Consider the following 25,602-nt stretch of genomic DNA (forward strand, 5'->3'; position numbering starts at 1 on the left):
AAATAGATATGTTGCGGATGCTCTTTGTTTTATTGTGCTGCTGGAGTGGCGATATCCTTAGCTACGTAAGCTTTAGTTCCCCAAAGTGGCACAGTAGATAAGCTATGTTTATAACTACCTGATGTTTCTTTTGTTGAGTATGACAAATACATCAATGTTTCAGATTCAGGATCGTAAATACGACGGATCTTCATTGTTTTAAAGAAGATACTTTTCGATTTCTTAAATACCACTTCACCGGATTTAGATTTATCAATTCTTGCGATCATCTCAGGGGTAATTTCACCTGTTTGGCGGCATGAGATAGATGAATCGGAAGGATCTGCAAGACTTAAATCGGCCTCAATACTAGCAATATGGCAAGTTACCCCCGGTACTAACGGGTCCACTAAAGTATTTAATTTAATATCTTTGGTGGTGAAAACTCCAAGAGATACATCACCAACTTCATTATCTGAGCAACCGCTGACTAACGCTGTTGATGCGATCAGTCCTGCTAATAGCATGGCTTTTTTCATTATTTACTCCTGGCTGTCTTCGTCGTAAATGATTGATGTTTTAAACGACAGATTGAATACTTATGTTTATACGTTAAAAATGCATCATTTTCATTAAAGTGTTTGATATTTAGGCAAGATTTGAAGCTGGTTGGATAAAATAGATAAAAAAAACCGAGATACGGCTTGAGTAACTCGGAAAAGTGGCGCTACAAGGCTCCAAACTATGAACAAATTATAAAGGCAATCATTGTTTGAAAAATAATCATTAACTTAAACCAAGATATAGGTAATACGAAAAAACAGCAGAAAAAGTTTAGTCTTAATTCATATTGTTATCTTATTGTTTATTAGTGTTTTTTTAAGTTTATTGATGAGGGTAGATTTTTAAGAAGTGTTATATTTATACCGTTTTTTCAAAAATGTTCTTTTCATAACGATCAAATACACATAGGATAAATGTAACGGTAATGTTACAAGGAAATTTGTTAGGGACTTCACAATTACTGTCTATGGGAGGATATTATGTCGAATATTCTTACTTTTCCAGTAAAAGAACAGCCGAAAGAACGTACACCTTTAGAGACAATTGTAGAGCAAGAACTACTGGATTTGGGTGCTGATCAATACATGATTGATGTCGTGATCGAGCGCATGGAAAAGTTTTTAGCATTAGCATCGTTTGAATTTGATTTGAAAATGAGGGTATCTAAGGAGTGCTTAGAGGAAATGAATGAAAATGTATTTCCTGCTATTTCGGAAATGCAAGCATCGGTAAGAGATACCATGAATGAGATCCTGACAGAACGCGTTCTGCATGAGATCCGTCTTTATAATCTTGAAATGCAAGCTGTACGCTAACATAAACTATTTATACCCATTTTGTTACAGATAGCAGTATATGAACGATTTATCACACTAAAGCCACTGTTTACCAGTGGCTTTACTTTTTGTCATAAAAACCGAGCGATTCTGAAACCCCTCCGTCATTTACGATTTTTATACTGATACCAAATTATGTAATGTTTGGTGAAAGTATGAGTGCGAAGACACCTTTTTTACTACCACGTAAAACGCCACTTGGTATTGCTGAAAATGTTGCTGAATGGGCAACAGGGCTAAAGCAATTAAATCATTATTACCTACAACGTCCACTAGGTGCTGATTGCACAACATTTATACGTTATACCTTAGAGTCGTTAGGTATTGATTATCAAGTTCAGCGTGGTTCATTACACAATATTCCTCAGCATGGGCCAACGTTGATAGTGGCTAATCATCCGCTTGGTGGGGTTGAAGGGATTATTCTTGCTGAGCTCTTATTGTCTATTCGTTCTGATATAAAAATCATGGCGAATCAATATCTCAAAACGGTACCTGAACTCGATTCATTATTTATTGGTGTCGATGTATTTGATAACCACAATACAGTGAAAGCCAATGCCAAAGCAGTCAGAGAGGCGCATCAACACCTTTTTGATGGTGGATTATTACTGGTATTTCCGGCAGGTGAAGTATCTACCAAAGATCAAAAAAAGCGTTTGGTAGATAAAAACTGGAACCGTTCAGTCAGTCGCTTTATTCGTCGTCATCATGCTTCTGTTGTACCCATTTATATTAAAGGTGAAAACAGCCGTCAGTTTTATTTGGCAGGAAAAATCCATCCATTATTGCGAACAATAATGCTTGGGCGAGAAATGTTGAATAAACGAAAACAAACTATCGGCCTTGCTATCGGTGAGCCAATTCAATATTCAGAAGTGAAGAATATTAATGATGATAGGCTATTGGTTAATTACCTTCGCTTAAATACTTATTTATTAGGCTCGGTAATGATGCCTAAAGTTAAATCGATTGAGCATATTTCTGATGCAGTCACGCCCGTTCATCCTCCAATTGCAACGGCATTACTGACTACTGAAATTGCTCATTTACCGGAAAATCAAAAGCTGATTGAAAATACTCGTTTTGATGTGTACTGCACAACTGCTGCAGATGCACCGCATTTACTTAAAGAGATCGGACGTATTCGGGAAGAAAGCTTTCGTGCTGTTGGAGAAGGAACTGGGAAAGCGCTAGATTTAGATCGGTTTGATGATTTTTATTACCATTTATTGGTGTGGGATAAGGAGCAGCAGCAAGTCGTTGGTGCTTATCGCTTAGGTGCTGTTGATAAGATCATGCAAACACATGGTGTGGATGGTTTGTATTCAAGAACACTTTTTCATTATGACAATGCCTTGGTCGAGCAATTAGGGCATTCACTTGAACTAGGGCGTTCAGTGGTAGCGAAGCCATATCAGCGTAGTTTGAGTGCGTTAATGTTATTGTGGAAAGGGATTTGTCAGTTCGTTGCTCTTAATCCGCAATATACGCATTTGTTTGGCCCTGTCAGTATCAGTAATGACTACAGCTTAGAAGCTCGTCAGCTATTAGCTGCCAGTTTAGAAGTACATCATTATGATCAACAAAACGCAGATTTAGTAAAGCCCAGCTACCCGTTATCAAAAAGTGAGTCTTGTTACCATCATCCAGATACGTTAGCAGCACTGGCTGATATTCAATTGTTGTCAAAAGTGGTGAGCCGACTTGATGATGAGAAAAAAGGTGTTCCTGTTCTATTGAGGCAATATTTAGGGCTCAATGGTAAGTTACTCTGCTTTAATGTCGATCCTGCTTTTAACGATGCGTTAGATGGTTTGATTGTGGTGGATTTACGTCAAGTACCCGCAAAGAATTTAGCGAAGTATATGGGATCGGCACAAACCCAGCAGTATTTAGCCAGTCATCAGCACTGTTAACATTAAAAAACGAGGCATAGTTGTATTCATTTATGCCTCGTTAGTTTTTTGCTCTTACTTACCAAGTTGCCATAACTTTTCAGCTTTTGTTCCTATCACCCAAAAACTCAACGCCAGAATGGCGAAAAATAGTGCTTTATGAATTTCACCCCAAAAGTATTCGATATACTCGGTATATAACACGATAAGTGTATAGGTAATACCAAATGAGCGAGCTAGTACATCGTTGTTTTTTATACCCACCACAATCGCTGCAGTACAGCAGATCAAAGCAAGCGCTGTCCATGACCATAGCTCAATTTGTTTTATTTGAGACCATTCGTGCAGACTATGATAATTACCAAAGATGGTAAGCAGCCACAGTGAAGTAAAGAAATACAACAGTCCTGTAAAGCGTGTTGCTTCAGCAAGTGATTTTAATAGCGTTAGCTTAGGGAAAAATAAACTAATACCTATGATTATTAGACCAAAGCAAGCAAATTGCAGCGGTATATTCATCCCTAAGAATTGATAGTGGTTATCGCTTAAATAAGCGGTTTCTGAGAGTAAGTAGATCCCTGCGCTTAATAAGCCAAATAGCCAGATCAACACCGATTTAAGTCTGATCCCTAAGATCAAATAGATCACGGTGGGAATGGCAATGAAAAGACTTTCGCGCCAGTGCTCTGCAATATCTGTTTTACTGAAAAAGCCTACGGATACCGCAGTGAGTAAGACACCAAAAAAGAAAATGGCTTCATTACTGACTGTTTTTTGCGGATATTTGAGCCGTCTTTTAACTCCGAGATAGTATAAACCGACAGATAACAGTGCAGTTATCATTGTTAGTACACTGGCTGGGGTATTGATTAATTTAGCGAGTAACGACATTAGGTAGTCGTCTGCAACTAACAGTAAAACCGAGAGCACAAAGCAGGCGATAGCTATCCAGAACGAATACACTGCAAGGAGTTTCCAATCAAAGCTGGCGACGTGATAACTGTTACGTAATGTTTCGCCTTGCTCTGGATTGACGAGTGCTTCTTGCTCCCAATGGGTGATCATCTCATCAATAATCTGTGCTTTGCGTTTATTGAGCTTGAGTGTCATTTAACCATCCTTGTGAAAGTGTTTTTGTTATCAAGCAAGAGGTTGTTTTGATAAGCATTCACGACATAAACATGCACCGGATGGGCAATCGCTGGTATCGCGTTTATCTAATTCAAAGCACCAACAGGTGGTTTTCCCTGCGCTGATATCGCAAGAAGCGGGGTTGCCGCATTGTGGGCATTGATGTGTGGTCGGTTGACCTTTTATTTCTTGCATAATGGCTTCACGGGTTTGATCATCTAATGCTTGCCATTCCACGACTTCTTTCATAGTTCTTAAGCAGCCACTACAAATACCATCATTATTTTTGCACTTTGCCACACAGGGAGTTTTCACGGTGTTCTTCCTAGTTTGAATTCTGTTTTGAGTATATCAAAAACAACAATGTCTCATAACGTTAGCTTATCGACGATATGCTTAGCGATGGGAAAACAGGAGGTGGCAGCAGGTGATGGTGCATTGCACACCACTAAACTTAAAGGTGTTTGGTAAAACATAAAATCATCAATTAATTTACCATTTTTATCAACGGCTTGAGCACGGATACCACAAGGGTAAGAATATAAGTCTTTAAGCTGTAATTGAGGATAATATTGTTGCACTTTAGCAAGATATGCTGGCTTCCAGTAGGCTTGCTTAAATTCAGTTAAAGCAGATGAAAAGTGTTTATGCAATAGAGGATAAAGCCCTTTAAAGCAGAGTAAATCTAAACTGTCTTTTAAACTAAATTGAGGGCTTGTGTAACGTTCACGAGCAAAGCTAAGTACAGCGTTAGGCCCGACTGTAATGCTGCCATCAATCATCTTAGTTAAATGAATGCCTAAAAATGGCAGTTCAGGATCGGGGACGGGGTAGATAAGATGATTAACGTTATTATTATGAGCGGCTGGTAATTGATAATAATCACCACGAAAAGGCACGATCGCAAACGAAGGCTTATTGCCTAACATCGTAACAATGCGATCAGATTGGAGCCCGGCACAAGCAATCAACTGATGAGCAACAAAAGTGTGGTTTGAGCTATTAACAATGACTTTGCCACTCTCTTCTTTAATCGAGGTGATAGGCTGATTAAAAATAACTTTACCGTGATTATTCTCGATAAGTTGGACGAGTTTTTGGCAAATCAGACGATAGTTAACAATTGCAGAATCGGGTACCCAGATAGCACTTAGCCCATTAATGTTGGGCTCTTTGTCTTGTAGTTCATGTTGATTTAATACGCGAATATCAATGCTGAGTTGTTGCGCTCGCTTTGCGAGATTATCTAGCCCGATCTGCTCTTGAGACGTGGTGGCTACAACTAGTTTTCCACATTGTTCGAACGCAATATCATATTGGTGACAAAAGGCTTTAATGGCTTGATTGCCTTGAATACAAAATTCACTTTTCAAACTCCCGGGTGGGTAGTAGATCCCCGCATGGATCACACCACTATTATGACCTGTTTGATGAAAAGCCTCATGAGCTTCTTTTTCGATCACCCAAACCGTTTTATCTGCAAAGCGTTGCTGTAATTCCCATGCAGTACTGAGCCCAATGATCCCTGCGCCAATAACTAAAAAGTCACAATCTAACACCGTTAGTCCTTTACCATTTTTATGCTGAGTATTGTGACTATGTTAATCGCATTGATCATTGGGTGCTGTTAGCTACATAGAATTATGCCGATTTCATGATTTCGTATAGCGACATGTCATCATTGGTGTTGTCTATGCTTGGAATAGAGAGCTTATCGACACTTTGCATACCGATTTTTAGCATGACATTAGCTGGTCGTTGGCTATTTTTCGCATGTCTGCCATAAATGTGATCGAGGTGCATTTTTTTAAAGCCAAACTCTTTAATACGTTCTACAGCCTCGGTGCAATAACCATTTCCCCAATATGGAACACCAATCCAGTAACCGAGTTGACCGCTGTTACCTTGGATGTTTTCAATACCAGCACAGCCGATCAATTGATGATCCGATTTTAGTGTAATAGCGAAAATAGCGGAGCGTTGAGTAAGCCAACCTGCGAGGTGTTTTCCAATCCATTTTCCAGCCATACCGTCAGAATAAGGGTGAGGAACACTAATGGTACCGTTGGCAATATCTTCATTTCCCGCTAACTGTTGAATTTTCTTGGCATCTGAAAGCTGTAGGGGACGAAGAATGAGTCTATCAGTGGTTAATAGCGGTTGTGATTTGTGCATGATCTCGAAGGCCTCTTAACATGATAATTAATGCAATATAGGTCATATCCATTAAAACCGATTAGCCAATTGTTAACCTCGATTTGATCAAAGATTGTTCAATAAAACACCGGGATCGAATAATTAAAATCAAAACTGTTGTGATGATCAGCTTTTAATAAACGGGATCACTTGATGCGTGTTTTAGAGGCAATAGCGTCATCTTGGTGACCAGTATGATTATACGGGGTAACAGTAGGGGTGGATTGCCAAACATCTTCACTATGTTGGATTAAATTGTTCAATGCTTGTTTTAAGAAGTGCTGGATTTGGTATTTTATCAACCAACCAGTGCCTTTGATTTTGGGCGAGAAGGTGATGTGGTAGTGAATTTGACTTTGTGTGGCGTTAATACTGGTAAATTTTATCCATCCTCCATGTTCATCAACTGGCGCACCTTGAATTATTTGGTAATGGATATGTTCATTTTCTTTATAATCAATGATTTGTTCTTGGTAAGTAAAAGGTCCATGTATGACTTCTCGTATGGCACCTATACCGTTTTCTTCGGGTTTACCACAACGAATTAAACTGTATTCTGCGTTGAAGAAACGCCCTAATTTGGCGTGATCAGAAAGTAATGCAAAGAGCACTTTTTTGGGAACGTTGGCGGTTACTTCTAATGTAACGGTATGAATCGTCATTGGCGTCTCCATTGCATTAATCTATTTAACATATCATTAACAAACAAAGTTTGAAAGTCAATGTATAACGTTAAAAGGAATACCCAGCAGGGTTGCGCTGTGCTGATGGAATATATTGATACATGTATTAATGGTAAGACGGGTAGGATATAGATAAGAAAACGAAGTAAGTATGCAGTGATAGTTTGACGACAAAAAATGGATTGATAAGTGAAAATATACCTATTAAGCAATAGGTTAAAATCACTGTTAATAGCAAGTGTGTGATTATGTAAGAAAATGAAGAGTTAAATCACAAAAAAAATGTATTTAAATGGTTGTCAAAGGTGCGAAAGATACATATATTGACTTCATTGATATAAATCGTTCGACAATTTAAAGTTAGAAAATTGGCTTATCTCTGAATAACCATATTGCATTTCAATACTTCCTATCGGACTCATATCTATAAAAATCGTTTTAATTATCTTGAGTGAACTTTTCATCACGTTTACTGCCTAAAAGATATTAATAAGAAAAAGATGTTCACAAAACAACAATTGTTCTGTCACTGATGTGTCATATCAAATTGTTTAAGTAGAACAGATAAGTAAAGAGTAAGAACGGTATTAAATTTTAGTGATATCAACCTTGCTCATTAGGAAAAGTGAGAGGTTTTAAATGAAAACACGTAACCGTAGACAGTGGTTTTACTATAAAAATCAAACTACTAAAACAGAAAAAGCTTAATCATCATTAAGCACTAGGCTTTCTTTTAGGTGATTGAGAAAGCCTGATACATTTAACAATCCTCTAGTTAAATGTGCAAAATCTTAATAGTGTTATTGTTGAAATACTAATTAAGTGTCAGTAGCCAGAAATAGATTAGATATTTCTGGCTTTCTTTTATTCTCAATTTCTTTATATCTATTATTTTATTCTGTATGGCTCGTTTGGCAATCGTTTGCTTTTTATTGTTATAGATAAAATATCTTTAATTAAAGACATGGCCTTTTATTAGCGCATCATCAGGAATAGTACGGATCGCTGTGCCTCGGATATAAACATTACCATCAACCATTAACTTATTAGGAAGTTTAGTGATCTTGGTATTATTAAGGTACAAGTTTCCTTTTACATATAAGTTGTCAGGGAGTTTAGTGATTGCTGTTCCCATCAGGCTTAGATCCCCAAACACTTGCATACCAAAATTGAGCTCTTTAATTTTTGAATGGGCGAGATTAACGTAGCCTCCCACTTTAAACACCAGTGGTAAGTATTCGATGTCACTATAAGCAAGATTAAGATTACCATCGACGGTCAATTGTTGAGGTAACTGTGCGATTCGGCTGTTTTCTAGATCTAAACTTCCCGCTACAACCAGTGGATTCGGTAAGGTGATGTTGCCACTGTTTCTTAATGAGATATTGCCATAGGTATCGGCGTGATTGAGTAGATGAGTTTGTGTCAGGGCCTGAGTTGAGGTTGCGCTGAGCAGTAATATGACCGCGATGAAAGGGCGATATAACGGGGTATTAAGATGTTTCAGTATCATGCCTGTCTACAAATCCATTTGTTTATTAAAGTGAGCTGCTTTCTTATTAAGGGTATCGTACTTAATTTAGTTAGCTTTAGTCATTATTAGTTTATTTATCAATGGTAAATATTATGACATTGACACATTTAGTTACAGATAACACGGATTTATATTGCATTATAGCTTGATTCATTCAGGTTGTATTTAGGTAATAAAATAGTGTTTTATTTGTTAAGTTTTCATACAGGAGAGATGCTTTAGTTTTGTTGCTAACGAAAAAACACAGGCATTTTGAAGGTCAATTCATCATCCCCTTTGATTGATTGCTTTCATTTATAACAATAAGTTAGGAATAAAATTATGAAAAAGTCTCTTTTATCTACACTCGTTTTAGCCGGTATCGTGTCAGCACCAGCGATGGCAACCAATGTTGAAACATTTATGGGTGGTGGTGTGGGTTATCAACTGGATAACTTTAAAGGCTCTCATAAAATGCATAGTGAAGATGCGAGTTACCAAATTCGTGGTGGTATTATTGTTGATGATACGCATCGTTTGATGGCGACTTACGGTTATAAAAAAGACAAGTTTAATTATTCTGATGCTGAAGTGAGCGGTGTAAAAGCAAAGCATAAGCAAGATTTGTATTTAGCATCTTATGATTACTTAGTCCCTGTTGGCGCTAACGTGAATCTTTTTGCGGGTGCCTCAATGGGTGCTGCTCACAATAAAGTAACGCATAAAGAAGGCGGTAAGAAAAGCTCAACGGATTTCGTTTGGGGTGGGCAAGTGGGTGCCATGGTTCAGCTAACTGATAATATTTCAACGGATCTGACTTATCGCTATCTGGATCAAAATTACAAAGCTGCTGACACTCGCTTAAAAGGCACAGAGCAGATTATGTGGACACTTGATTACAAGTTCTAAAAATAGAATAAATATTGGCTAGGTTATCAGCGCCCTGCATTATGCGGGGCGCTGTTGTATTTGAAGTGTTCACGTAGTATTTAGGAATAAATAATCGCCTAGGTTATACTGCCGCTGATCGCAGACAATAGGCACAACTACATGAATAAGCAGATGTTATTGGATGGCATCCAAGAGAAGTTAACACAGACATTACAAGCGGCAACAGAAGCTGCAATGCGAGCATATAATACCGCCACAGATGATGAGAATGTTGCAGAAAATCAATATGATACTTTGGCTTTAGAAGCATCGTATTTAGCCCATGGTCAAGCGCAGCGTGTTGAAGAATGTAAAGCTGATTTAGTGGCGTATCAGAAATTACAAGCTAGCTTACCGCAAAACTTTGATTCGGTATTGCTTGGGCATATTGTTACCTTGGTTGATGAAGAAGATAACATGCGTTGGGTTTTTCTTGGCCCAACGGCTGGTGGGGTAGTATTAACACTTGAAGGTAAATCTGTCACGATAGTGACACCGACTTCTCCTTTTGGTGATGCACTAATTGGTCGTGAAATCGGTGAAGAAGTCGATGTACATATCGGCAATAGCGTAACCTGGTATGAAGTGCTCGCTATCCATTAAATGCAAAGCGACTACTTAAACTTATCGCGATATTTTTGATAATACTGATATAAGTGTTCAATAAAGAGTTTCACTTTCATCGGTTGTTGTTTGGTATACGGATATACCGCATAAATTCCCAGCGATTTTGCCACATAGTTATCGAGCACTTCGATTAAGCTGCCATTATGTAGATCCTCTGCCACTAAAATTTTAGGAACGTACACCAAACCTTGGCCATGGATTGCTGCACCACGCAAAGCAGAAGCATTATTGGTAGTGAAATTCCCTTTTACCTTAACTGTGTGGATCCCCTGTTTATCTTCAATTAGCCATTCATTTGCCCCTGTTTCTTGAAAGCTATAACCGAGACAATTGTGCTTCGTTAAATCGCTAGGTTGTGTTGGTATACCATGGCTTTCGAGATAAGAGGGGGAGCCACAGATCACCCAACGAGCCTGAACAAATTGCCGAGCAATAAAGCTGGAATCATGCATTGCACCAGTCCGGATTGCAATATCAAACCCTTCTTGGACTAAATCCACAAAGCGGTTATCTAAATCCATTTCGATATGAATATCAGGGTATTGTTGACTAAATGCCGCAATCGCTTCAGGTAGTATTAATTCACCGGAAATCGTCGGCACTGTGATACGAATTTTGCCGGTTAAACTTTCGCCTAAACCACTCATTGCATCTTTTGCGTTTTGTACCGCATTGTAGACTTCTCTCGCATGGTGATAAAAAACGTCACCAGCTTCAGTCAATGTCAGTTTGCGTGTAGTCCGATAAATGAGCTGTACGCCTAACGCTTGTTCTAAGGCTGTGATACGTTTACTTACAACAGACTTTGTTAGGCCAATATGCTCAGCGGCTTTGCTGAAAGATCCTTTATCGATAAGGTGATAAAACAGCAGCAGATTATTTGTCGTTTTCATTATTTGATGGCTATTGGTAAACTTTTTTCAACAAACATGTGAATTAGGCGATATATATCAACTATACCTAGCAACGTAGAATATACCTATAAAAAATAACGTTATTATATCGATTCACTCTGGAGCCAAGATGCAACAGCCCTACCTTGATCTGATTGCTCAGTTAGAACAACAAATAGATAAGCAACGAATTATTACCGATCCTACGCTCGCGTTAGCGTATGGCACTGATGCAAGTTTTTACCGTTTAGTTCCCCAAATTGTCTTGCAGTTAGATAGCCTTCAAGAAGTCATTTTCGCGGTTAAAACCTGTTATGAACGTCAAATACCAGTGACTTTCAGAGCCGCTGGTACCAGTCTTTCTGGTCAAGCGCAGTCAGATTCTGTGTTGATCACCCTGACGCGTAATTGGCGTGATTATAAGATTTTAAATAATGGCGATCAGATCTGGTTACAACCGGGGATCATTGGTGCAGAAGCGAACACTTACTTAGCGCTATTTGGACGCAAAATTGGCCCCGATCCAGGCTCGATTAATACCTGTAAGATTGGCGGTATTGTTGCAAACAATGCTTCTGGTATGTGCTGTGGTACTTCAGAAAACAGCTATCGCACAATTGCGGGTATGACAGTGGTATTAGCTGACGGCACGGTATTAAATACACTTGATCCAGAAAGCGTTGCAGCTTTTAAGCTAAGCCATGCTGAGATGATTGATGAGCTAATGACCTTGGTGACGCAATGTCAGCAAGATGAAGCATTAGCTGAGAAAATTCGCCATAAATACCGATTAAAAAATACCACGGGTTATAGCCTTAACTCGCTAGTGGATTTTGATGATCCGATTGACGTGCTTCAGCATCTGTTTATTGGCTCTGAAGGCACACTCGGCTTTATCGCAGATGTTACTTATAACACTGTGGTTAATCATGCCCACAAAGCTTCAGGATTGTTTGTTTTTGCTGATATTGAGAAAACTTGCCTTGCTGTGAGTGAGTTAAGTAAAACCTCGGTGGCAGCGGTTGAGTTAATGGATAGCCGCTCTCTTGCCTCGGTTGCGGATAAACCGGGCATGCCACGCTTTATTGCAGAGCTTGGTGAGAAAGGTGATACCGAAGCGGCGGCATTACTCATTGAAATCCATGCTGAGAATGATCAAGCGCTGCAACAACAAATCGATCAGCTGTTAAACATCATTAATGATTTTGATCCTATCGCACAGGTAGATTTTAGCCGTGATACCAAAATCTGCGAACAGTTATGGGGTATTCGTAAAGAGCTTTTCCCTGCAGTAGGTGCGGTGCGTGATACTGGTACAACCGTGATTATTGAAGATGTGGCATTTCCCATTGAACAACTTGCGCCAGCAGTACGCGAACTGCAAGGGTTGTTTACTCAATTTGATTACCATGAAGCGATTATTTTTGGTCACGCTTTAGCGGGTAACTTGCACTTCGTGTTTACTCAGTCTTTTGATACCCAAGCTGAAATTAGCCGTTATAGTGATTTTATGGATGCTGTCGCGCAATTAGTGGCTGTGGATTATCAAGGTTCTTTAAAAGCAGAGCATGGTACAGGCCGTAATATGGCACCGTTTATTGAGTTAGAGTGGGGCGCTGACGGTTATCAATTGATGCAAAACATCAAACGCATTTTTGATAAGCGTGGCATTTTAAACCCAGGTGTGATTATTAATGAAGATAAACAATCACACATCAAAAACCTCAAAGGCATGCCAGCGGCTGATGAGCTGATAGATAAATGTGTTGAATGTGGTTTTTGTGAGCCGGTTTGCCCGTCGCGTAATTTATCGCTAACGCCACGTCAGCGTAATACTGTGTTTCGTGAGATCTCCCGCCTACGTGAGTCCAATGAAGATCCGTCACGCTTAGCACAAATGGAGAAAACTTACCGCTATTACGGCATTGATACTTGTGCTGCAACGGGCTTGTGTGCCGATCGTTGTCCTGTCGGTATTAACACCGGTGACTTAGTGCGTAAGCTGCGCCAAAATCACACCGATAAAGCGCAACAAATTGCAAACTGGACGGCAGAGCATTTTGACTCGGTTACTGCTGTAGCAAAAACTGGCTTAGCGGTGGCAAGTGGTATGCATAAGCTATTGGGTAGCAATAATATGCGTAAGCTCACTAAAGCGGCTTATGATGTATCGGGTCATCGTATTCCGCTTTGGACGCCGCATATGCCAACGGCTGCGAAATCGGCTGAAATACTCACGATTAAAACCGTTGGTCGCGAGAAAATTGTTTATTTCCCAAGCTGTTCAGCTCGAACTATGGGAACAGAAGCGAAAGCTCAAGATCCAAGACCCTTGATGGATGTGACGATCTCTTTGTTGGAAAAAGCCGGTTATGACGTCATTATTCCACAAGATTTGAATAAACAATGTTGTGGTATGCCGTACACCAGTAAAGGTTTTCCTGATATTGCAGCTCAAAAGGCGCAACAACTAGAGAAAGCGTTATGGCAAGCCTCAAATCAAGGGACTTATCCAGTATTAATGGATACCAGCCCATGTGCTAGCACGGGTAAAGAAACGCTGCGAAATGAGATTAAAATTTACGAGCCATTTGAATTCGTTGCTAATTTTGTATTGCCTAAGCTGACGATCACACCACAAAACGAGCCTGTTATGTTGCATATTACGTGTACATCACGTCGTAAAGGTCTTGCCGCTGTGATGGAAAAAGTGACTAAAGCCTGCGCCAATACAGTGATTATTCCTGATGATATTACCTGTTGTGGTTTTGCTGGTGATAAAGGCTTTACCAAGCCTGAATTGAACGCCAGCGCATTAGCACCGTTAAAACGCCAAGTGCCAGCAGGCTGTACCGAAGGTTATTCAAATAGCCGTACTTGTGAGCTAGGGCTTTCCGAGCACAGTGGGATTGAATATCGTTCTATTTTGTATCTGGTTGATAAAGTTAGCCACTAATCATTGAGCAATGCGAGTACATTACTTGTGCTCGCATCTTTTATTTTACCCATTCAGAGTTGTTTCCCTTCATTATTACCAAATCGGTATATTACTTTTCATTTATCGTGGTTTATAAAATCAGATAAAATGTCCATTTTTCGTATATCATTAATATCTCTTCTCTTTATTTAAGTATGCAACACAAGGTTAGTGAATATATTTCTATAATCTATAACGATAAATCATTCATGCTTTAATGGTTATATTAAATTTTTAGTTATAACTGAATGCGCTATATACAAAAAGTACGACCACTTTGCAGATAAGGATTAATAATGCGCTTACACTCGACGGTAAGAGGGCTGATCATTCGCGATAATGCGATATTACTGACACGAGTGAAAGGTGATATTAAAACCTTTCTACCTGGAGGGCATATTGAACCAGGGGAATCGGCCAGTATTACGGTAGTGAGAGAGCTACAAGAAGAAGCCAACCTTAGTGTAAAAGTGGAGCGTTTGTTAGGGGCTGTAGAAAACGGTTGGACTGATAATAAAGGCATTAATACAGAACTTTGTTTATTGTTTTTATTATCCGTAAACACGGATAAATCCGAAAATATTGATGTGATAGAAAGCCAAGAATCTCATATTGATTATTTCTGGGTTACTCAGGAAGAATTACTTGCAGCTAATTTGTATCCGGTCGCATTGCGAAATTGGTTAATCGATGCGCAATTAAATATAACGTCGGCAGAGCCTGCGTTTTGGGGAACTGACCTTTAACTTTTGTTAATTAAGTTACTGAAACATATATTTATAATCTAGACTCAATTTAGCGAATATGTAGCTAAATAGGATATTTTTAATGGCAACGACTGATACATCGCCGTCTGAACAAACTCAGGCATCCGAAAAAAATTCCCATCTGTTCCGCAACCTTTTTGTTTTCGCACTGATCGTGGCGATATTAGGTACGGCTGGATATTTCTATATTCGTCATCAAAAGCTCTATCCCACCACCGATGACGCCTATGTACATGCTAATGTTTTATACGTTGCACCACAGGTCAGCGGTAAAGTGGAGACAGTAAATGTTCATGATTACCAGCATGTAGCCGAAGGTGATTTATTAGTCTCGATAGATCCTGCACCATTTGAAATTGAATTAGAAAAAGCAAAAGCAGCTTATGAAGTGGCGACACAACAAAATAAAGCCACCGATGATGCAATTTTAGCGGCCAGTGCCAATGTACGCTCTGCTGATGCAAACTTAGTGGATGTACAGAAAAGTTACCGTCGCGTGATGGATTTAGTCAATCGCAAGTTGTTGCCACAACAACAAGGTGATGATGCGAAAGCAAAATTAGCATCGGCACAAACAGGATTAGAAGCGGCACGTGCTAAAATGAGCCAGCTAATTAACCAACAAGGTGCGAAGGGCAATGAAGCGCCTCAAGTTAAACAGGCAGCAGCAGCTTTAAGCCAAGCAACCTTGAATTTGTCTTACACAAATATCTACGCGCCACATGATGGCAGCTTGGGTAAGGTGAGCGTTCGCCCTGGTAGTATTGTTTCTCCTGGCTTAGCGATGATGCCGTTAATTGAAGACAATACCGCATGGTTACAGGCTAACTACAAAGAGAAATCTATTGGTACGCTGAAAAAGGGTATGAAAGCGAGCATCGTGTTAGATATGTATCCTGATGTAACATACCAAGGTTATGTATCAGCACTGTCACCTGCAAGTGGTTCTTCTTTCTCACTATTACCACCAGAAAATGCGACAGGTAACTGGGTAAAAGTGCCACAACGTTTCCCTGTTCGTATTCAATTTGATGATTTAAAAGGTAAGCCTTTACTTCGTGTTGGTGCTAGCGCCACTGTTACTGTTGATACGCTAGCAGAGATCAAGTAATGACTGGGAATATGACCCCCACTAATCGCTTATTGATCACCTGTGCCGTCATGTTATCAGCCATTATGGTGCTGCTGGATATGACTATTGCCAATGTTGCCCTTCCTCATATGATGGGCGCATTGGGGGTGACCTCTGAGCAAGTGACATGGGTCCTAACCTCATATTCCATGGCGGAAGCGATTTTTATTCCGCTAGCTAGCTACTTATCGCTGAAATTTGGCATTCGTAAATTACTGTTAGTTTCTGTCGCAGGTTTCGTTATAACGTCTGCATTATGTGGTCAAGCTGATAGCCTCGCAGAAATGGTTGTGTTTCGTATTATGCAGGGCGCTTTTGGTGCTTCTGTTATTCCATTATCTCAATCGATCATGGTGCAGATTTACCCACCAGAAGAGCGAGGTAAGGCCATGGCATTGTTCAGTGTTGGTGTCCTGCTAGGCCCGATCTTAGGTCCAACAGTGGGCGGTATCATCACTGAAAACATGGATTGGCGTTGGATTTTCTACGTTAACTTGCCGATTGGTATGATTTGTTTATCGCTATTGTATCTATTTGTAAAACTAGATGGACGTGGTGAGAGTAAAATCGATTGGCCGTTAGTGATAGGTATGACTATCGGTATTGGTTTACTGCAAATGGTGCTAGACCGAGGTAACGAAGAAGGCTGGTTTGAATCTAACTTGATCTTATTCTCTGCAGTGATCAGTGTTATTGCGTGGATATTCTTTATTGCGCGATCTTGGATCACCAAAGGGGATATCGCACCGATGTGGCTCCTTAAAGATAGAAACTTAGCGGTATCATGCTTAATGATGGCGGGTTTCTCAATGGGTATGTTTGGTATTACTCAGCTTCAGCCAATGATGCTAGAGCAATTACTGCGATATCCTGTTGAGACAACGGGTTTTGTGATGGCACCACGGGGCTTAACCTCAGCAATTGTGCTGTTAGTGATTGCTCGCTATATGGATAGGCTCGATCCACGGATGCTGGTGGCTGTTGGCTTAGGCTTTAACATCATTGGTACTTACTTGATGATGCAATATTCGATGAATATTGACCATTATTGGGTATTGATGCCATCGATTGTACAAGGCTTAGGAATGGGCTTAGTGTTTGCACCATTAAGTCAAATGGCGTATCGCACCTTAAGCCCTGAAAATACCGTTGGTGGTGCCGTGGTCTTTAACTTATGCCGTACTATTGGTGGCTCGTTTGGTATTTCGATTGTAAATACTTACTTCACCCGAACTGAGCAACGTGAATGGCATGCGTTAGGCTCTGATATTACCTTGATGAATCCAGAGTTGCAGCAACAGGCGATGATGCAGCATACCACAGTGACCGATCCTCACTTTATGGCGCAAATCGGTCAGTTATTGCATCAACAATCAACATTGTTAGCCTTTACTTATACCTTTGGCTTTATTTTTGTATCTTATATTGTGTTGCTGCCTTTGCTCACATTATTCAAATTGAAAAAAGGTGTACCAGGTGCAGGTGCTAAAGTGAATTTACACTGATAAATGTTGTAGTTATCTAAAAATAAAAAGCAGGTAATCGGTTACCTGCTTTTTTATTTTTTTAACTTCAATAAGTTAAGCGTAAATATAGCAAGACTTTACAAGCTTGTTGATAAATGTAATGATTAAAAAGGTTATTGAACATTGTTGTTTAATAATTTATTTAGAAAATACTTTCAACTACCTTCGCTGCTCTTCATCAAAAATTCATTTGCAATTAACACGGCAAGATATTTATATCGTTATTGTCAGTGTCTTTATATTACGTTATTTATACAGAGGTAATTTATGATTATTAATTTTAATGTCAACGATGTGTCTTGGAATGCACCGATCCATCAATTAAATGGCGATGTGCTGCGTCGACATGTATTAATTAATGGCAAGGTGGATAGCTTGGATTTGAATTTCACTTATTGTGAAGCAACAGAGAAAGGCATCATCACTGATAGCAAGAATCAACAAATTGGGCATTTTTCAATTATTGATTAAGGTTGAGCTATGTTTCGTTTTATTCTTCGCTTAAAAAATAAAGAGGCAGACATGGGCGCTGCCTCTTAATATTTTTAGGTGTTAGTAAGTCACGATGATGACTTGATTATCTTTACTTACGTAGGTTTCTTTTACTTTTCCGCCATTACCCACCACAATCACATCCTGTCCTTTTTCGTTTTGTAGTGTGCCTAATTCATTGACGAAAATACTAAAAGCTACTGCTGACGCCAGAGGGTGTTTCCAACGATACCATTGCGCATTAGCACGATAAAACGCTGGTTTGCCCCAATATCGCTTGTCCCAACGACGATCCATACGATTATCAACACGACGCTCAACACGGTTATCTTGGCGATGATCTTGACGTATTTCTTGGCGTCGGTCATTGAAACTATCAGCGTGAGTATTACCAGAAAAAGTGAAAAGCAATCCAACTAAAGCTAAGTATTTTTTATTCATTTCGTCACCAACACGTTGAATGTGAATTAATAGGTATTAACAGTACCGTTTAAGTAGCTTGTTTTATTATTTTGGCTATCAATATAAGCACTGTTAACTAAGCGTCCCTCGTTATTACAAATGATCGGTAGTACATCTTTTTTAAAGCTTTCTAAAGAGATGTATTGGGAATGAATAGCGGCTGTTTCTATCTCCACGTACTCCTGAAATTCAGGTGGAAATACCACAGTTACTTCAAAGCGACCGCCGTTAAAGTCACTACATGTGATCACTCTTTTCATCCACGAAGTCATATATCTCTCTTTAAGGTATGTTGTACTGTATAATTTAAAGAATACCATCCTATATAATTTTGTAAACCCTAAATTTTAAAATCATGAGATTGGTGAATATATCGAGGTAGGAGGGGTAAGATGTGTATCAATAAAAAAACGGCAGAATAAAAATTATTCTGCCGTTGATTAAATATTTAAAAATGCTTTATTTATTAGTGGTTCTCAGCCAGTTGTTGCTCTTCTGTCTGGTGGCGAGTTGAGTACAATTTGTAACTCATGATTGCAATAACTAATGCTTTAATGATCATCATTTGTGGATTACCAAAGTAACCAGCCATACCGACAAAGCCTGAGAGCAACATTAACATGCGGTAGTTTTTCAATGACGTCATGTAAAGCGCTGCCACAATAATGATTAAATCACCGTATTGAAGTGCAACGGTAAGCGTTGGCTCGGCAATAAACGCACTGATCGCAATGTAAGTGATGTATAAAATCGCTGTTGCCATGATAGCGGCAAGGGTGTTAACAACGACTTTGCCTGTTTTAGTAAAGTCTTTTACATAGCGGTAAGCGTTAATAGCATTCACTGACAGGTTCAAAATCACTTTTGGCCACCATCCCATCAGAATAGACCAAACAGTATCATTTGTTGCTGATGCAAAAGCAGCATAACGGGTGAATTTCATGCTGTTGAAAATCGTAAGTAGGATATATAAGACAACCGATGTCCAACCTAATACTTCTTTTAATAGATCAACCAATGTGAATATCTCTCAATGATGCCATTGAAATTCAAGGCAATATAATAGTGTTTGGTTCTAATGTTTAACGATATAGCAACATTATTAACTTACGTGATAGGTAAGCGCGCGCAATCCTACCATAGTTGTCATTTCCATGACATTGGTAAGGCTTTATATTTTCTTTTAATTCGAGTGTTTTTTTAGTGGGTAAAATAAATCCACGTCACAAAAAGAAATATTGGATTGTTATATCAATAAGTTAGTTAGATAAGTATTTATACGTAGTGAATGGGAGGCAATAACATCGCTATTTAATAAGAGAGATTTAACTAACTACGTAGTTATACGTATAAAAAGTCAGTTAAAAATTTAACGATTTTTAACATCACTCCGTAGTCATGCTCATTTTTTCTTTTGGGTGGTTAGGTCACAGTTACGCTGAATCTAATCTATCCCCAACCATTGAAAGCAAGGATGAGTGAATGAACATTATTCATAGTGCTGTAAAGCGAGTGGTGAAGAAAAGCCTGATTGTTGCGTTAGGGTGCGCAGCAATGCTTTCTACTTCAGCGTATGCCGCAGAGAAAGTATACCGTTTAAAATTGGCCGAAACATGGGGGCCTAACTTCCCGATTTTTGGTGATGCGACAAAGAACATGGCAGCAATGGCAGAGAAAATGTCGAATGGTCGTTTACAGATCCGTATTGATTCAGCAAATAAGCACAAAGCGCCATTGGGCATTTTCGATATGGTGAAATCGGGTCAGTACGATATGGGGCACTCAGGCTCGTACTACTGGAAAGGTAAAGTGCCGAATACGCTTTACTTTACGTCAATGCCATTTGGTATGACGCCAGCAGAGCAGTATGCATGGTTCTATCACGGTGGTGGTATGGATCTCATGGAGCAAGTGTACGCACCTCATAATTTGCTTTCATTCCCAGGTGGTAATTCCGATATTCAAATGGGCGGTTGGTTTCAAAAAGAAATTAATACTGTTGATGATTTGAAAGGGTTGAAAATGCGTATTCCGGGTTTCGCTGGTGAGATCTTAGCGGAAGTGGGCGCAAAGCCGACCAATATTGCACCGGGTGAGCTTTATACATCATTAGAGCGTAACACCATTGATGCGCTTGAGTGGGTAGGGCCATCGCTCGATTTGCGCATGGGTTTCCACAAAATTGCCCCTTATTACTACACAGGTTGGCATGAGCCGGGATCTGAGCTGCAATTTCTTGTCAACAAGCGTACTTTTGAGCGTTTACCTGAGGATTTACAAGAGATCTTACGTGTAGCGATGCGTACGGCGGCCTATGATATGTATACCCAAGCAACACACGCAAGTGGTAAAAACTGGTCAACCATTCAAGAAACGTACCCTGATATTAAAGTCAAAGACTTCCCTCCTGCAGTATTAAAAGCGCTACGTGACGCAAACGATCGACTACTTGCTCAACACGCAGAAAAAGATGAGCAAGCCAAAGCGATCCAACAATCTCAAGCGGATTACTTAAAACAAGTACGTTCTTGGACCAACATTTCACACCGTGCTTATCTCAATAGCCAAGCACAATAAACCTGTCTTAACACACTGAGTCATTTCCCTGCCTTTTACGTATATCGGGTCGCCATTATATGTACTGAGGCAGGGCTTCCATGGAGTAAGGAATGAAAAGTCTCATTACACTGGAGCGATTGTTCAATCGCATTGGTGATGCCCTTGGCTGGTTAGCCAGTATTTTATTTTTACTATTATTGCTCAATGTCGTGTATGACGTTGTTATGCGATACGTTTTTAACGATGTTTCTATCGCCTTTCAAGAAATGGAATGGCATTTGTTTTCTGCCGTTTTTTTATTAGGTGTGCCTTATGCCATTCGTGCTTCAGGACATGTACGAGTAGACGTGTTCTTTGAGCGCCTTTCCCGCAAGACCCAAGCCATTATTGATATTCTTGGTACTGTGTTTTTGTTATTGCCTTTCTGCTTACTGGTGACTTGGTATGGAATTGATTTTGCCAAAGAAAGTTATGAGTTAGGCGAAACCTCAGGCGATCCCGGTGGGCTGGCTTATCGCTGGATCATCAAAGCCATGATCCCATTATCTTTCGGTTTAATGGCTGTGAGTGGACTCGGCCTTATTGTTCATTCTCTTAATACCTTGGTTAATCCCCAAGCCTCTTCATCTAAACAAGATCAGTAAAGGAATACGTCAATGATCGGAATAGTGATGTTTTTTGTCGCCTTGTTTGCGCTCTTGTTAGGCTTTCCTGTCGCCTTTACTTTTGGTGGTATAGCCTTAATTTTTGGCGTGTGGGCTGAAGGGTTTGATATGTTTGCGTTTATGCCATATCGCATTCAATCGATTATGGAAAATACGGTATTAATGGCAGTACCGCTGTTTGTTTTCATGGGACTGGTGTTGCAAAAAACACGTCTTGCCGAACAGTTATTAGAATCTATGGGGCGTTTATTTGGTGGCGTTCGTGGTGGCATCGCCATTTCAACAGTCTTAGTCGGAGCATTGCTTGCCGCATCCACAGGTGTCGTTGGGGCATCAGTGGTAGCGATGGGGTTAATATCCCTGCCTGTCATGTTGAAATACAACTACGATAAAGGACTTGCCTGCGGCACCATTTGTGCGTCTGGTACATTAGGGCAGATCATCCCACCGTCAATTGTGTTGATCTTATTGGGGGATGTTTTAGGTGTGCCGGTTGGAGACTTGTTCCAAGCCGCATTATGGCCGGGCTTTGTGTTAGTCGGTGCTTACATTCTTTATATTTTAATCTACGCCAAGCTTAATCCAGAAGCGGCACAACCGATTGAACGTGATGCCAGTGTGAGTCGTTCAAAAGAAGTGTTCGATGCATTGAAAGCGGTAGTACCACCATTGGCACTCATCGTTGTGGTGTTAGGTTCTATTTTTGCTGGTATTGCAACACCAACTGAATCAGCAGCATTAGGCGGTTTTGGTGCGATTGTACTTGCTGTGATGTACCGTGCCTTTAGCTGGAATATGCTCTACCAAGCAGCGAAAGAAACCGTCAAAGTAACAGCGATGGTTTTTGCTATTTTGCTCGGGGCAACTGCATTCTCGATGGCATTTACCTATACCGGAGGTGATTATCTGGTTGAAGAATGGATGATGGCACTGCCGGGCGAGAAATGGGGCTTTTTGATCATCACCATGTTAGTGATTTTGATCTTAGGTTTCTTTATCGATTTTGTTGAGATCTGTTTCATTATCGTGCCTATTCTCGCCCCTGTTGCGGAAATGATGGGTATCAACATGACGTGGTTTGCGATTTTAATTGCTATGAACCTGCAAACCTCTTTTTTAACTCCACCATTTGGTTTTAGTTTGTTTTATCTTAAAGGGGTTGCGCCTGCTGGCGTCACGACGCGAGATATTTATCGTGGTGTAATGCCATTTATCGCCATTCAAATAGCAGTACTTGCTTCCATATTGGTATTCCCTGGATTCTATGGCATGGGTTAATATTGATAATGTGATCTATAAAAGTAAAACTTGATAACAAATTGTTAATATAAGCTGGTGGTAAAACATCAGCTTTTTTTGTTGTTTGAGAGGTGACCATGCCATTAAAAGCAAAGTTAATCTTACTGACATTGCTGCCTTTATTGATCGTTACTGCCAGTATTAGTTGGATCTCGATTTATCAAGCGAAAACTCTAGGACAAAAAGAAGTTACCGTATTTCGTGAAAGCTTGATTAACGCAAAAGAAGCGGCATTAAAAGACAGTGTGGATTTAGCTCTGGATGCTATTGCCCATATTTACCATGATCCAAATTTAGATACTTCTGATGCTCAGCAGCGTGTTAAAAAAATCCTAACTAACTTGCGTTATGGCACTGATGGTTACTTCTTTGTTTATGATAAAAACGGGGTCAATTTAGTTCATCCGATTATGCCTGAGCTTATCGGCCAGAATCTGATTAACATCCAAGATCAGCAAGGAGATTATTTAATCGCTTCACTGTTATCACAGGCGCAAAGTGGAGGTGGATATCACCAGTATTTGTGGCAAAAACCATCCACAGGAGCCACCGTTAACAAGCTCAGTTATTCCGAGTGGTTAGATAAATGGGAATGGATGATTGGAACGGGACTATATATCGAAGATGTCAGTGAAGACGTTGATATGATGCAGCAAGCGATTAACCATAACATCGACACTATTTTCTTCTCTATTGTGGTGATATTAACGGTGACCGTTGCAGTGATCATCGTTATTACCTTAGCAATTAACTTACATGAACATCGCTTGGCTGACAGGAACTTAAAAGAACTTGCCCATAAAACGGTGATGTTTCAAGAAGCAGAGAAAAAGCATTTAGCCCGTGAACTTCATGATGGGATCAATCAGTTATTGGTTTCCAGTAAATGTCATTTAGAGCTACTTAGTATCCAATCAATTGACAGCAAATTTGTCGATTACCTAAATAAATCAATGTATTCGCTGACCTTAGCGATTAATGAAGTACGACATATTTCCCATAAGCTAAGACCAAGTGCATTGGATGACATAGGTTTAGAGGCGGCATTAACGACATTATTGCAAGATTATCAATCTCACTCAGGCACCCAGGTTGATACCTTGTTTGATACTCAAGCAGGGCGTTTAGATTCTGATGTCGCAACCACTTTGTATCGTGTGGTGCAGGAATCGCTAAATAACATAGTAAAACATGCAGAAGCCACCAAAGTGGAAGTGCATTTAAAACAAATGGGTAACTTATTACAGTTGATTATTCGTGATAATGGTAAAGGCTTCGATAGCCAGAATAAGAATCAACAAAAAGGAATTGGTTTGCGCAATATGCGTGAGCGAGTGGAGTTTATTGGCGGTGAGTTTGAACTCAGTAGTGAGCAGGGATTCGGTACCGAGCTTACCGTATTATTAAATTTGGATGGCTTAGTCTATGAAGGAACAAACGATTAAGGTTGTCATTGTCGATGATCACCAAGTGGTGATTGATGGCTTTATGGCACGATTACAATTAGAGCCTGATATTGATGTGATAGGTACAGCGAGCAATGGTATCGAAGCATTAGAAGTGATCAGCCAGCTTGATCCCGATGTGATATTAATGGATATCAGTATGCCGATCATGAATGGTATTGATGCCACCGCACAGATCAAAAAGCAGTACCCTGATGCGAAAGTGTTAATGCTGACCATGCATGATAATCGTGAGTACATCATGAAGGTGATGCAGGTAGGGGCGATGGGCTATATGTTGAAAGAAATTTCGGCAGAGAAAATGGTGCAAGCGATCAAAACGGTCAATCAAGGAGCGACTTATTTTTGTGAAACCACAAGCCAGACTATTTTTACTCAAGCTGCTGCTCCCATTGCCGCTCCTGAAGTGAATCCATTAAGCCGACGTGAAGAAGGGATTTTAAAACACGTAGCGCAAGGACTTAGCAGTAAACAAATAGCTAAAGCATTAGATATTAGTTATCGCACTGTTGAAACCCATCGTCAAAATATCAAACATAAATTAGATCTACACTCGACGGCAGAGTTAGCTAAATACGCCTTAGAAAAAGGATTAGTTGATTAACAGTATGCTTTAATGATGAAAAAATAGATGAAATATAAGAATTGGAACATCAAATAAGCGTTTGATTAAAAAAAGAGAATAAAACTATTTACAGCCAAACAAACTATGCGTATTATTCGCCGCACTTACGGAGAGATGGCTGAGTGGTTGAAAGCACCGGTCTTGAAAACCGGCATACGTTAATAGCGTATCTAGGGTTCAAATCCCTATCTCTCCGCCATATTCTAGAGATTCGATGAAATCGGGTTTCATAAAGAATTGGAGCGGTAGTTCAGTTGGTTAGAATACCGGCCTGTCACGCCGGGGGTCGCGGGTTCGAGTCCCGTCCGCTCCGCCAATACAACGAAGCCTCGTCAGTAATGACGGGGCTTTTTTGTATCTGGAATTTAAGCTGTTGTTGGAG

At 39.9% G+C, this 25,602-nt stretch carries 25 protein-coding genes and 2 tRNA genes; 16 read left to right on the forward strand and 11 right to left on the reverse strand.

Annotated elements, in window-relative coordinates:
• Positions 1-29 precede the first annotated feature (29 nt).
• Complete coding sequence (locus Q7657_RS02010) at positions 30-518, reverse strand: CreA family protein (RefSeq protein ID WP_107166113.1); 489 nt, start codon at positions 516-518, stop codon at positions 30-32.
• A gap of 504 nt (positions 519-1,022) precedes the next feature.
• Here Q7657_RS02010 and Q7657_RS02015 point away from each other — a divergent pair.
• Together Q7657_RS02015 and Q7657_RS02020 are read left to right on the forward strand one after the other, a co-directional pair.
• Positions 1,023-1,358 (forward strand): hypothetical protein, encoded by a 336-nt coding sequence (locus Q7657_RS02015; RefSeq protein WP_107166112.1) that lies wholly within the window; start codon positions 1,023-1,025, stop codon positions 1,356-1,358.
• 176 nt (positions 1,359-1,534) lie between these two features.
• Positions 1,535-3,298: a bifunctional lysophospholipid acyltransferase family protein/GNAT family N-acetyltransferase gene (locus Q7657_RS02020; RefSeq protein ID WP_107166111.1), complete on the forward strand. Its 1,764-nt coding sequence runs from the start codon at positions 1,535-1,537 to the stop codon at positions 3,296-3,298.
• 54 nt (positions 3,299-3,352) lie between these two features.
• Here the strand turns inward: Q7657_RS02020 and Q7657_RS02025 are convergent, their stop codons facing one another.
• From Q7657_RS02025 to Q7657_RS02050, 6 genes are all read right to left on the reverse strand, one after another.
• On the reverse strand, positions 3,353-4,387 hold the full coding sequence (locus Q7657_RS02025; protein ID WP_107166110.1) for a hypothetical protein: 1,035 nt from the start codon (positions 4,385-4,387) through the stop codon (positions 3,353-3,355).
• A gap of 30 nt (positions 4,388-4,417) precedes the next feature.
• On the reverse strand, positions 4,418-4,723 hold the full coding sequence (locus Q7657_RS02030; protein ID WP_107166109.1) for a DUF1289 domain-containing protein: 306 nt from the start codon (positions 4,721-4,723) through the stop codon (positions 4,418-4,420).
• Between the two features lie 53 nt (positions 4,724-4,776).
• Entirely contained in the window at positions 4,777-5,967 is a 1,191-nt protein-coding gene (gene lhgO / locus Q7657_RS02035) for an L-2-hydroxyglutarate dehydrogenase (RefSeq protein ID WP_107166108.1), read from the reverse strand.
• Between the two features lie 82 nt (positions 5,968-6,049).
• Positions 6,050-6,583 (reverse strand): GNAT family N-acetyltransferase, encoded by a 534-nt coding sequence (locus Q7657_RS02040; RefSeq protein ID WP_107166107.1) that lies wholly within the window; start codon positions 6,581-6,583, stop codon positions 6,050-6,052.
• 167 nt (positions 6,584-6,750) lie between these two features.
• Positions 6,751-7,266 carry an SRPBCC family protein gene (locus tag Q7657_RS02045; protein WP_107166106.1) on the reverse strand — a complete coding sequence of 172 codons (516 nt, stop codon included), beginning with the start codon at positions 7,264-7,266 and terminating at the stop codon, positions 6,751-6,753.
• Positions 7,267-8,239: 973 nt separating this feature from the next.
• A complete protein-coding gene (locus tag Q7657_RS02050) occupies positions 8,240-8,800 on the reverse strand; it encodes a hypothetical protein (RefSeq protein ID WP_258178254.1) in 561 nt (186 codons plus the stop codon).
• 342 nt (positions 8,801-9,142) lie between these two features.
• On the opposite strand from Q7657_RS02050, the gene Q7657_RS02055 reads away from it, so the two are divergent.
• Both Q7657_RS02055 and Q7657_RS02060 read left to right on the forward strand, forming a co-directional pair.
• Positions 9,143-9,709, forward strand: a complete 567-nt coding sequence (locus Q7657_RS02055) for an outer membrane beta-barrel protein (RefSeq protein WP_107166105.1) — start codon at positions 9,143-9,145, stop codon at positions 9,707-9,709.
• A gap of 141 nt (positions 9,710-9,850) precedes the next feature.
• Positions 9,851-10,333 (forward strand): GreA/GreB family elongation factor, encoded by a 483-nt coding sequence (locus Q7657_RS02060; protein WP_107166104.1) that lies wholly within the window; start codon positions 9,851-9,853, stop codon positions 10,331-10,333.
• Between the two features lie 11 nt (positions 10,334-10,344).
• Here Q7657_RS02060 and Q7657_RS02065 read toward each other — a convergent pair whose 3' ends face one another.
• Positions 10,345-11,250, reverse strand: a complete 906-nt coding sequence (locus Q7657_RS02065) for a LysR family transcriptional regulator (RefSeq protein WP_107166103.1) — start codon at positions 11,248-11,250, stop codon at positions 10,345-10,347.
• Positions 11,251-11,380: 130 nt separating this feature from the next.
• Between Q7657_RS02065 and Q7657_RS02070 the strand changes: the two genes are divergently transcribed.
• The 5 genes from Q7657_RS02070 (at position 11,381) to Q7657_RS02090 (ending at position 18,123) form a co-directional block, all read left to right on the forward strand.
• Positions 11,381-14,206 (forward strand): FAD-binding and (Fe-S)-binding domain-containing protein, encoded by a 2,826-nt coding sequence (locus Q7657_RS02070; RefSeq protein WP_107166102.1) that lies wholly within the window; start codon positions 11,381-11,383, stop codon positions 14,204-14,206.
• 317 nt (positions 14,207-14,523) lie between these two features.
• Positions 14,524-14,973: an NUDIX domain-containing protein gene (locus Q7657_RS02075; RefSeq protein ID WP_107166101.1), complete on the forward strand. Its 450-nt coding sequence runs from the start codon at positions 14,524-14,526 to the stop codon at positions 14,971-14,973.
• An 82-nt stretch (positions 14,974-15,055) separates the two neighbouring features.
• A complete protein-coding gene (locus Q7657_RS02080; RefSeq protein WP_107166100.1) occupies positions 15,056-16,105 on the forward strand; it encodes an HlyD family secretion protein in 1,050 nt (349 codons plus the stop codon).
• Positions 16,105-17,631: a DHA2 family efflux MFS transporter permease subunit gene (locus Q7657_RS02085; protein WP_107166099.1), complete on the forward strand. Its 1,527-nt coding sequence runs from the start codon at positions 16,105-16,107 to the stop codon at positions 17,629-17,631. The genes Q7657_RS02080 and Q7657_RS02085 overlap by 1 nt, the downstream gene beginning before the upstream one ends.
• 288 nt (positions 17,632-17,919) lie before the next feature.
• On the forward strand, positions 17,920-18,123 hold the full coding sequence (locus tag Q7657_RS02090; protein WP_107166098.1) for a hypothetical protein: 204 nt from the start codon (positions 17,920-17,922) through the stop codon (positions 18,121-18,123).
• Positions 18,124-18,204: 81 nt separating this feature from the next.
• Here Q7657_RS02090 and Q7657_RS02095 read toward each other — a convergent pair whose 3' ends face one another.
• From Q7657_RS02095 to Q7657_RS02105, 3 genes are all read right to left on the reverse strand, one after another.
• On the reverse strand, positions 18,205-18,585 hold the full coding sequence (locus tag Q7657_RS02095; RefSeq protein ID WP_107166097.1) for a hypothetical protein: 381 nt from the start codon (positions 18,583-18,585) through the stop codon (positions 18,205-18,207).
• Between the two features lie 26 nt (positions 18,586-18,611).
• A complete protein-coding gene (locus Q7657_RS02100) occupies positions 18,612-18,878 on the reverse strand; it encodes a hypothetical protein (RefSeq protein ID WP_107166096.1) in 267 nt (88 codons plus the stop codon).
• A gap of 194 nt (positions 18,879-19,072) precedes the next feature.
• Positions 19,073-19,624, reverse strand: coding sequence for a hypothetical protein (locus Q7657_RS02105; protein WP_107166095.1), 552 nt, complete (start codon positions 19,622-19,624; stop codon positions 19,073-19,075).
• A gap of 464 nt (positions 19,625-20,088) precedes the next feature.
• Here Q7657_RS02105 and Q7657_RS02110 point away from each other — a divergent pair, with 464 nt between their 5' ends.
• The 7 genes from Q7657_RS02110 (at position 20,089) to Q7657_RS02140 (ending at position 25,536) form a co-directional block, all read left to right on the forward strand.
• The gene (locus tag Q7657_RS02110; RefSeq protein WP_107166094.1) at positions 20,089-21,183 is read left to right on the forward strand and encodes a TRAP transporter substrate-binding protein; all 1,095 of its coding nucleotides are present in this window, start codon (positions 20,089-20,091) and stop codon (positions 21,181-21,183) included.
• Between the two features lie 92 nt (positions 21,184-21,275).
• Positions 21,276-21,809, forward strand: a complete 534-nt coding sequence (locus Q7657_RS02115; RefSeq protein WP_107166093.1) for a TRAP transporter small permease subunit — start codon at positions 21,276-21,278, stop codon at positions 21,807-21,809.
• 12 nt (positions 21,810-21,821) lie between these two features.
• The gene (locus Q7657_RS02120; RefSeq protein WP_107166092.1) at positions 21,822-23,108 is read left to right on the forward strand and encodes a TRAP transporter large permease; all 1,287 of its coding nucleotides are present in this window, start codon (positions 21,822-21,824) and stop codon (positions 23,106-23,108) included.
• Between the two features lie 98 nt (positions 23,109-23,206).
• Entirely contained in the window at positions 23,207-24,574 is a 1,368-nt protein-coding gene (locus Q7657_RS02125) for a cache domain-containing protein (protein WP_107166091.1), read from the forward strand.
• Positions 24,555-25,199, forward strand: coding sequence for a response regulator transcription factor (locus Q7657_RS02130; RefSeq protein ID WP_107166090.1), 645 nt, complete (start codon positions 24,555-24,557; stop codon positions 25,197-25,199). The genes Q7657_RS02125 and Q7657_RS02130 overlap by 20 nt, the downstream gene beginning before the upstream one ends.
• A 129-nt stretch (positions 25,200-25,328) precedes the next feature.
• Positions 25,329-25,419, forward strand: a tRNA-Ser gene (locus tag Q7657_RS02135).
• A gap of 40 nt (positions 25,420-25,459) precedes the next feature.
• Positions 25,460-25,536 (forward strand) — tRNA-Asp (locus tag Q7657_RS02140).
• The last annotated feature ends 66 nt before the right edge of the window (positions 25,537-25,602 follow it).

The organism is Candidatus Photobacterium acropomis, from assembly GCF_030685555.1.
In the GTDB taxonomy this organism is placed as follows: Bacteria; Pseudomonadota; Gammaproteobacteria; order Enterobacterales; family Vibrionaceae; genus Photobacterium; species Photobacterium lucens.

What these genes read in the sequence shown, in the direction of transcription:
- Q7657_RS02065 (WP_107166103.1), bottom strand. Translation starts at nt 11,250, where the DNA reads ATGAAAACGACAAATAATCTGCTGCTGTTTTATCACCTTATCGATAAA.
- Q7657_RS02010 (WP_107166113.1), bottom strand. Translation starts at nt 518, where the DNA reads ATGAAAAAAGCCATGCTATTAGCAGGACTGATCGCATCAACAGCGTTA.
- Q7657_RS02040 (WP_107166107.1), bottom strand. Translation starts at nt 6,583, where the DNA reads ATGCACAAATCACAACCGCTATTAACCACTGATAGACTCATTCTTCGT.
- Q7657_RS02090 (WP_107166098.1), top strand. Translation starts at nt 17,920, where the DNA reads ATGATTATTAATTTTAATGTCAACGATGTGTCTTGGAATGCACCGATC.
- Q7657_RS02020 (WP_107166111.1), top strand. Translation starts at nt 1,535, where the DNA reads ATGAGTGCGAAGACACCTTTTTTACTACCACGTAAAACGCCACTTGGT.
- Q7657_RS02080 (WP_107166100.1), top strand. Translation starts at nt 15,056, where the DNA reads ATGGCAACGACTGATACATCGCCGTCTGAACAAACTCAGGCATCCGAA.
- Q7657_RS02130 (WP_107166090.1), top strand. Translation starts at nt 24,555, where the DNA reads ATGAAGGAACAAACGATTAAGGTTGTCATTGTCGATGATCACCAAGTG.
- Q7657_RS02055 (WP_107166105.1), top strand. Translation starts at nt 9,143, where the DNA reads ATGAAAAAGTCTCTTTTATCTACACTCGTTTTAGCCGGTATCGTGTCA.
- Q7657_RS02075 (WP_107166101.1), top strand. Translation starts at nt 14,524, where the DNA reads ATGCGCTTACACTCGACGGTAAGAGGGCTGATCATTCGCGATAATGCG.
- Q7657_RS02045 (WP_107166106.1), bottom strand. Translation starts at nt 7,266, where the DNA reads ATGACGATTCATACCGTTACATTAGAAGTAACCGCCAACGTTCCCAAA.
- Q7657_RS02015 (WP_107166112.1), top strand. Translation starts at nt 1,023, where the DNA reads ATGTCGAATATTCTTACTTTTCCAGTAAAAGAACAGCCGAAAGAACGT.
- Q7657_RS02125 (WP_107166091.1), top strand. Translation starts at nt 23,207, where the DNA reads ATGCCATTAAAAGCAAAGTTAATCTTACTGACATTGCTGCCTTTATTG.
- Q7657_RS02070 (WP_107166102.1), top strand. Translation starts at nt 11,381, where the DNA reads ATGCAACAGCCCTACCTTGATCTGATTGCTCAGTTAGAACAACAAATA.
- Q7657_RS02120 (WP_107166092.1), top strand. Translation starts at nt 21,822, where the DNA reads ATGATCGGAATAGTGATGTTTTTTGTCGCCTTGTTTGCGCTCTTGTTA.
- Q7657_RS02115 (WP_107166093.1), top strand. Translation starts at nt 21,276, where the DNA reads ATGAAAAGTCTCATTACACTGGAGCGATTGTTCAATCGCATTGGTGAT.
- Q7657_RS02060 (WP_107166104.1), top strand. Translation starts at nt 9,851, where the DNA reads ATGAATAAGCAGATGTTATTGGATGGCATCCAAGAGAAGTTAACACAG.
- Q7657_RS02050 (WP_258178254.1), bottom strand. Translation starts at nt 8,800, where the DNA reads ATGATACTGAAACATCTTAATACCCCGTTATATCGCCCTTTCATCGCG.
- Q7657_RS02095 (WP_107166097.1), bottom strand. Translation starts at nt 18,585, where the DNA reads ATGAATAAAAAATACTTAGCTTTAGTTGGATTGCTTTTCACTTTTTCT.
- Q7657_RS02110 (WP_107166094.1), top strand. Translation starts at nt 20,089, where the DNA reads ATGAACATTATTCATAGTGCTGTAAAGCGAGTGGTGAAGAAAAGCCTG.
- Q7657_RS02085 (WP_107166099.1), top strand. Translation starts at nt 16,105, where the DNA reads ATGACTGGGAATATGACCCCCACTAATCGCTTATTGATCACCTGTGCC.
- Q7657_RS02025 (WP_107166110.1), bottom strand. Translation starts at nt 4,387, where the DNA reads ATGACACTCAAGCTCAATAAACGCAAAGCACAGATTATTGATGAGATG.
- Q7657_RS02100 (WP_107166096.1), bottom strand. Translation starts at nt 18,878, where the DNA reads ATGACTTCGTGGATGAAAAGAGTGATCACATGTAGTGACTTTAACGGC.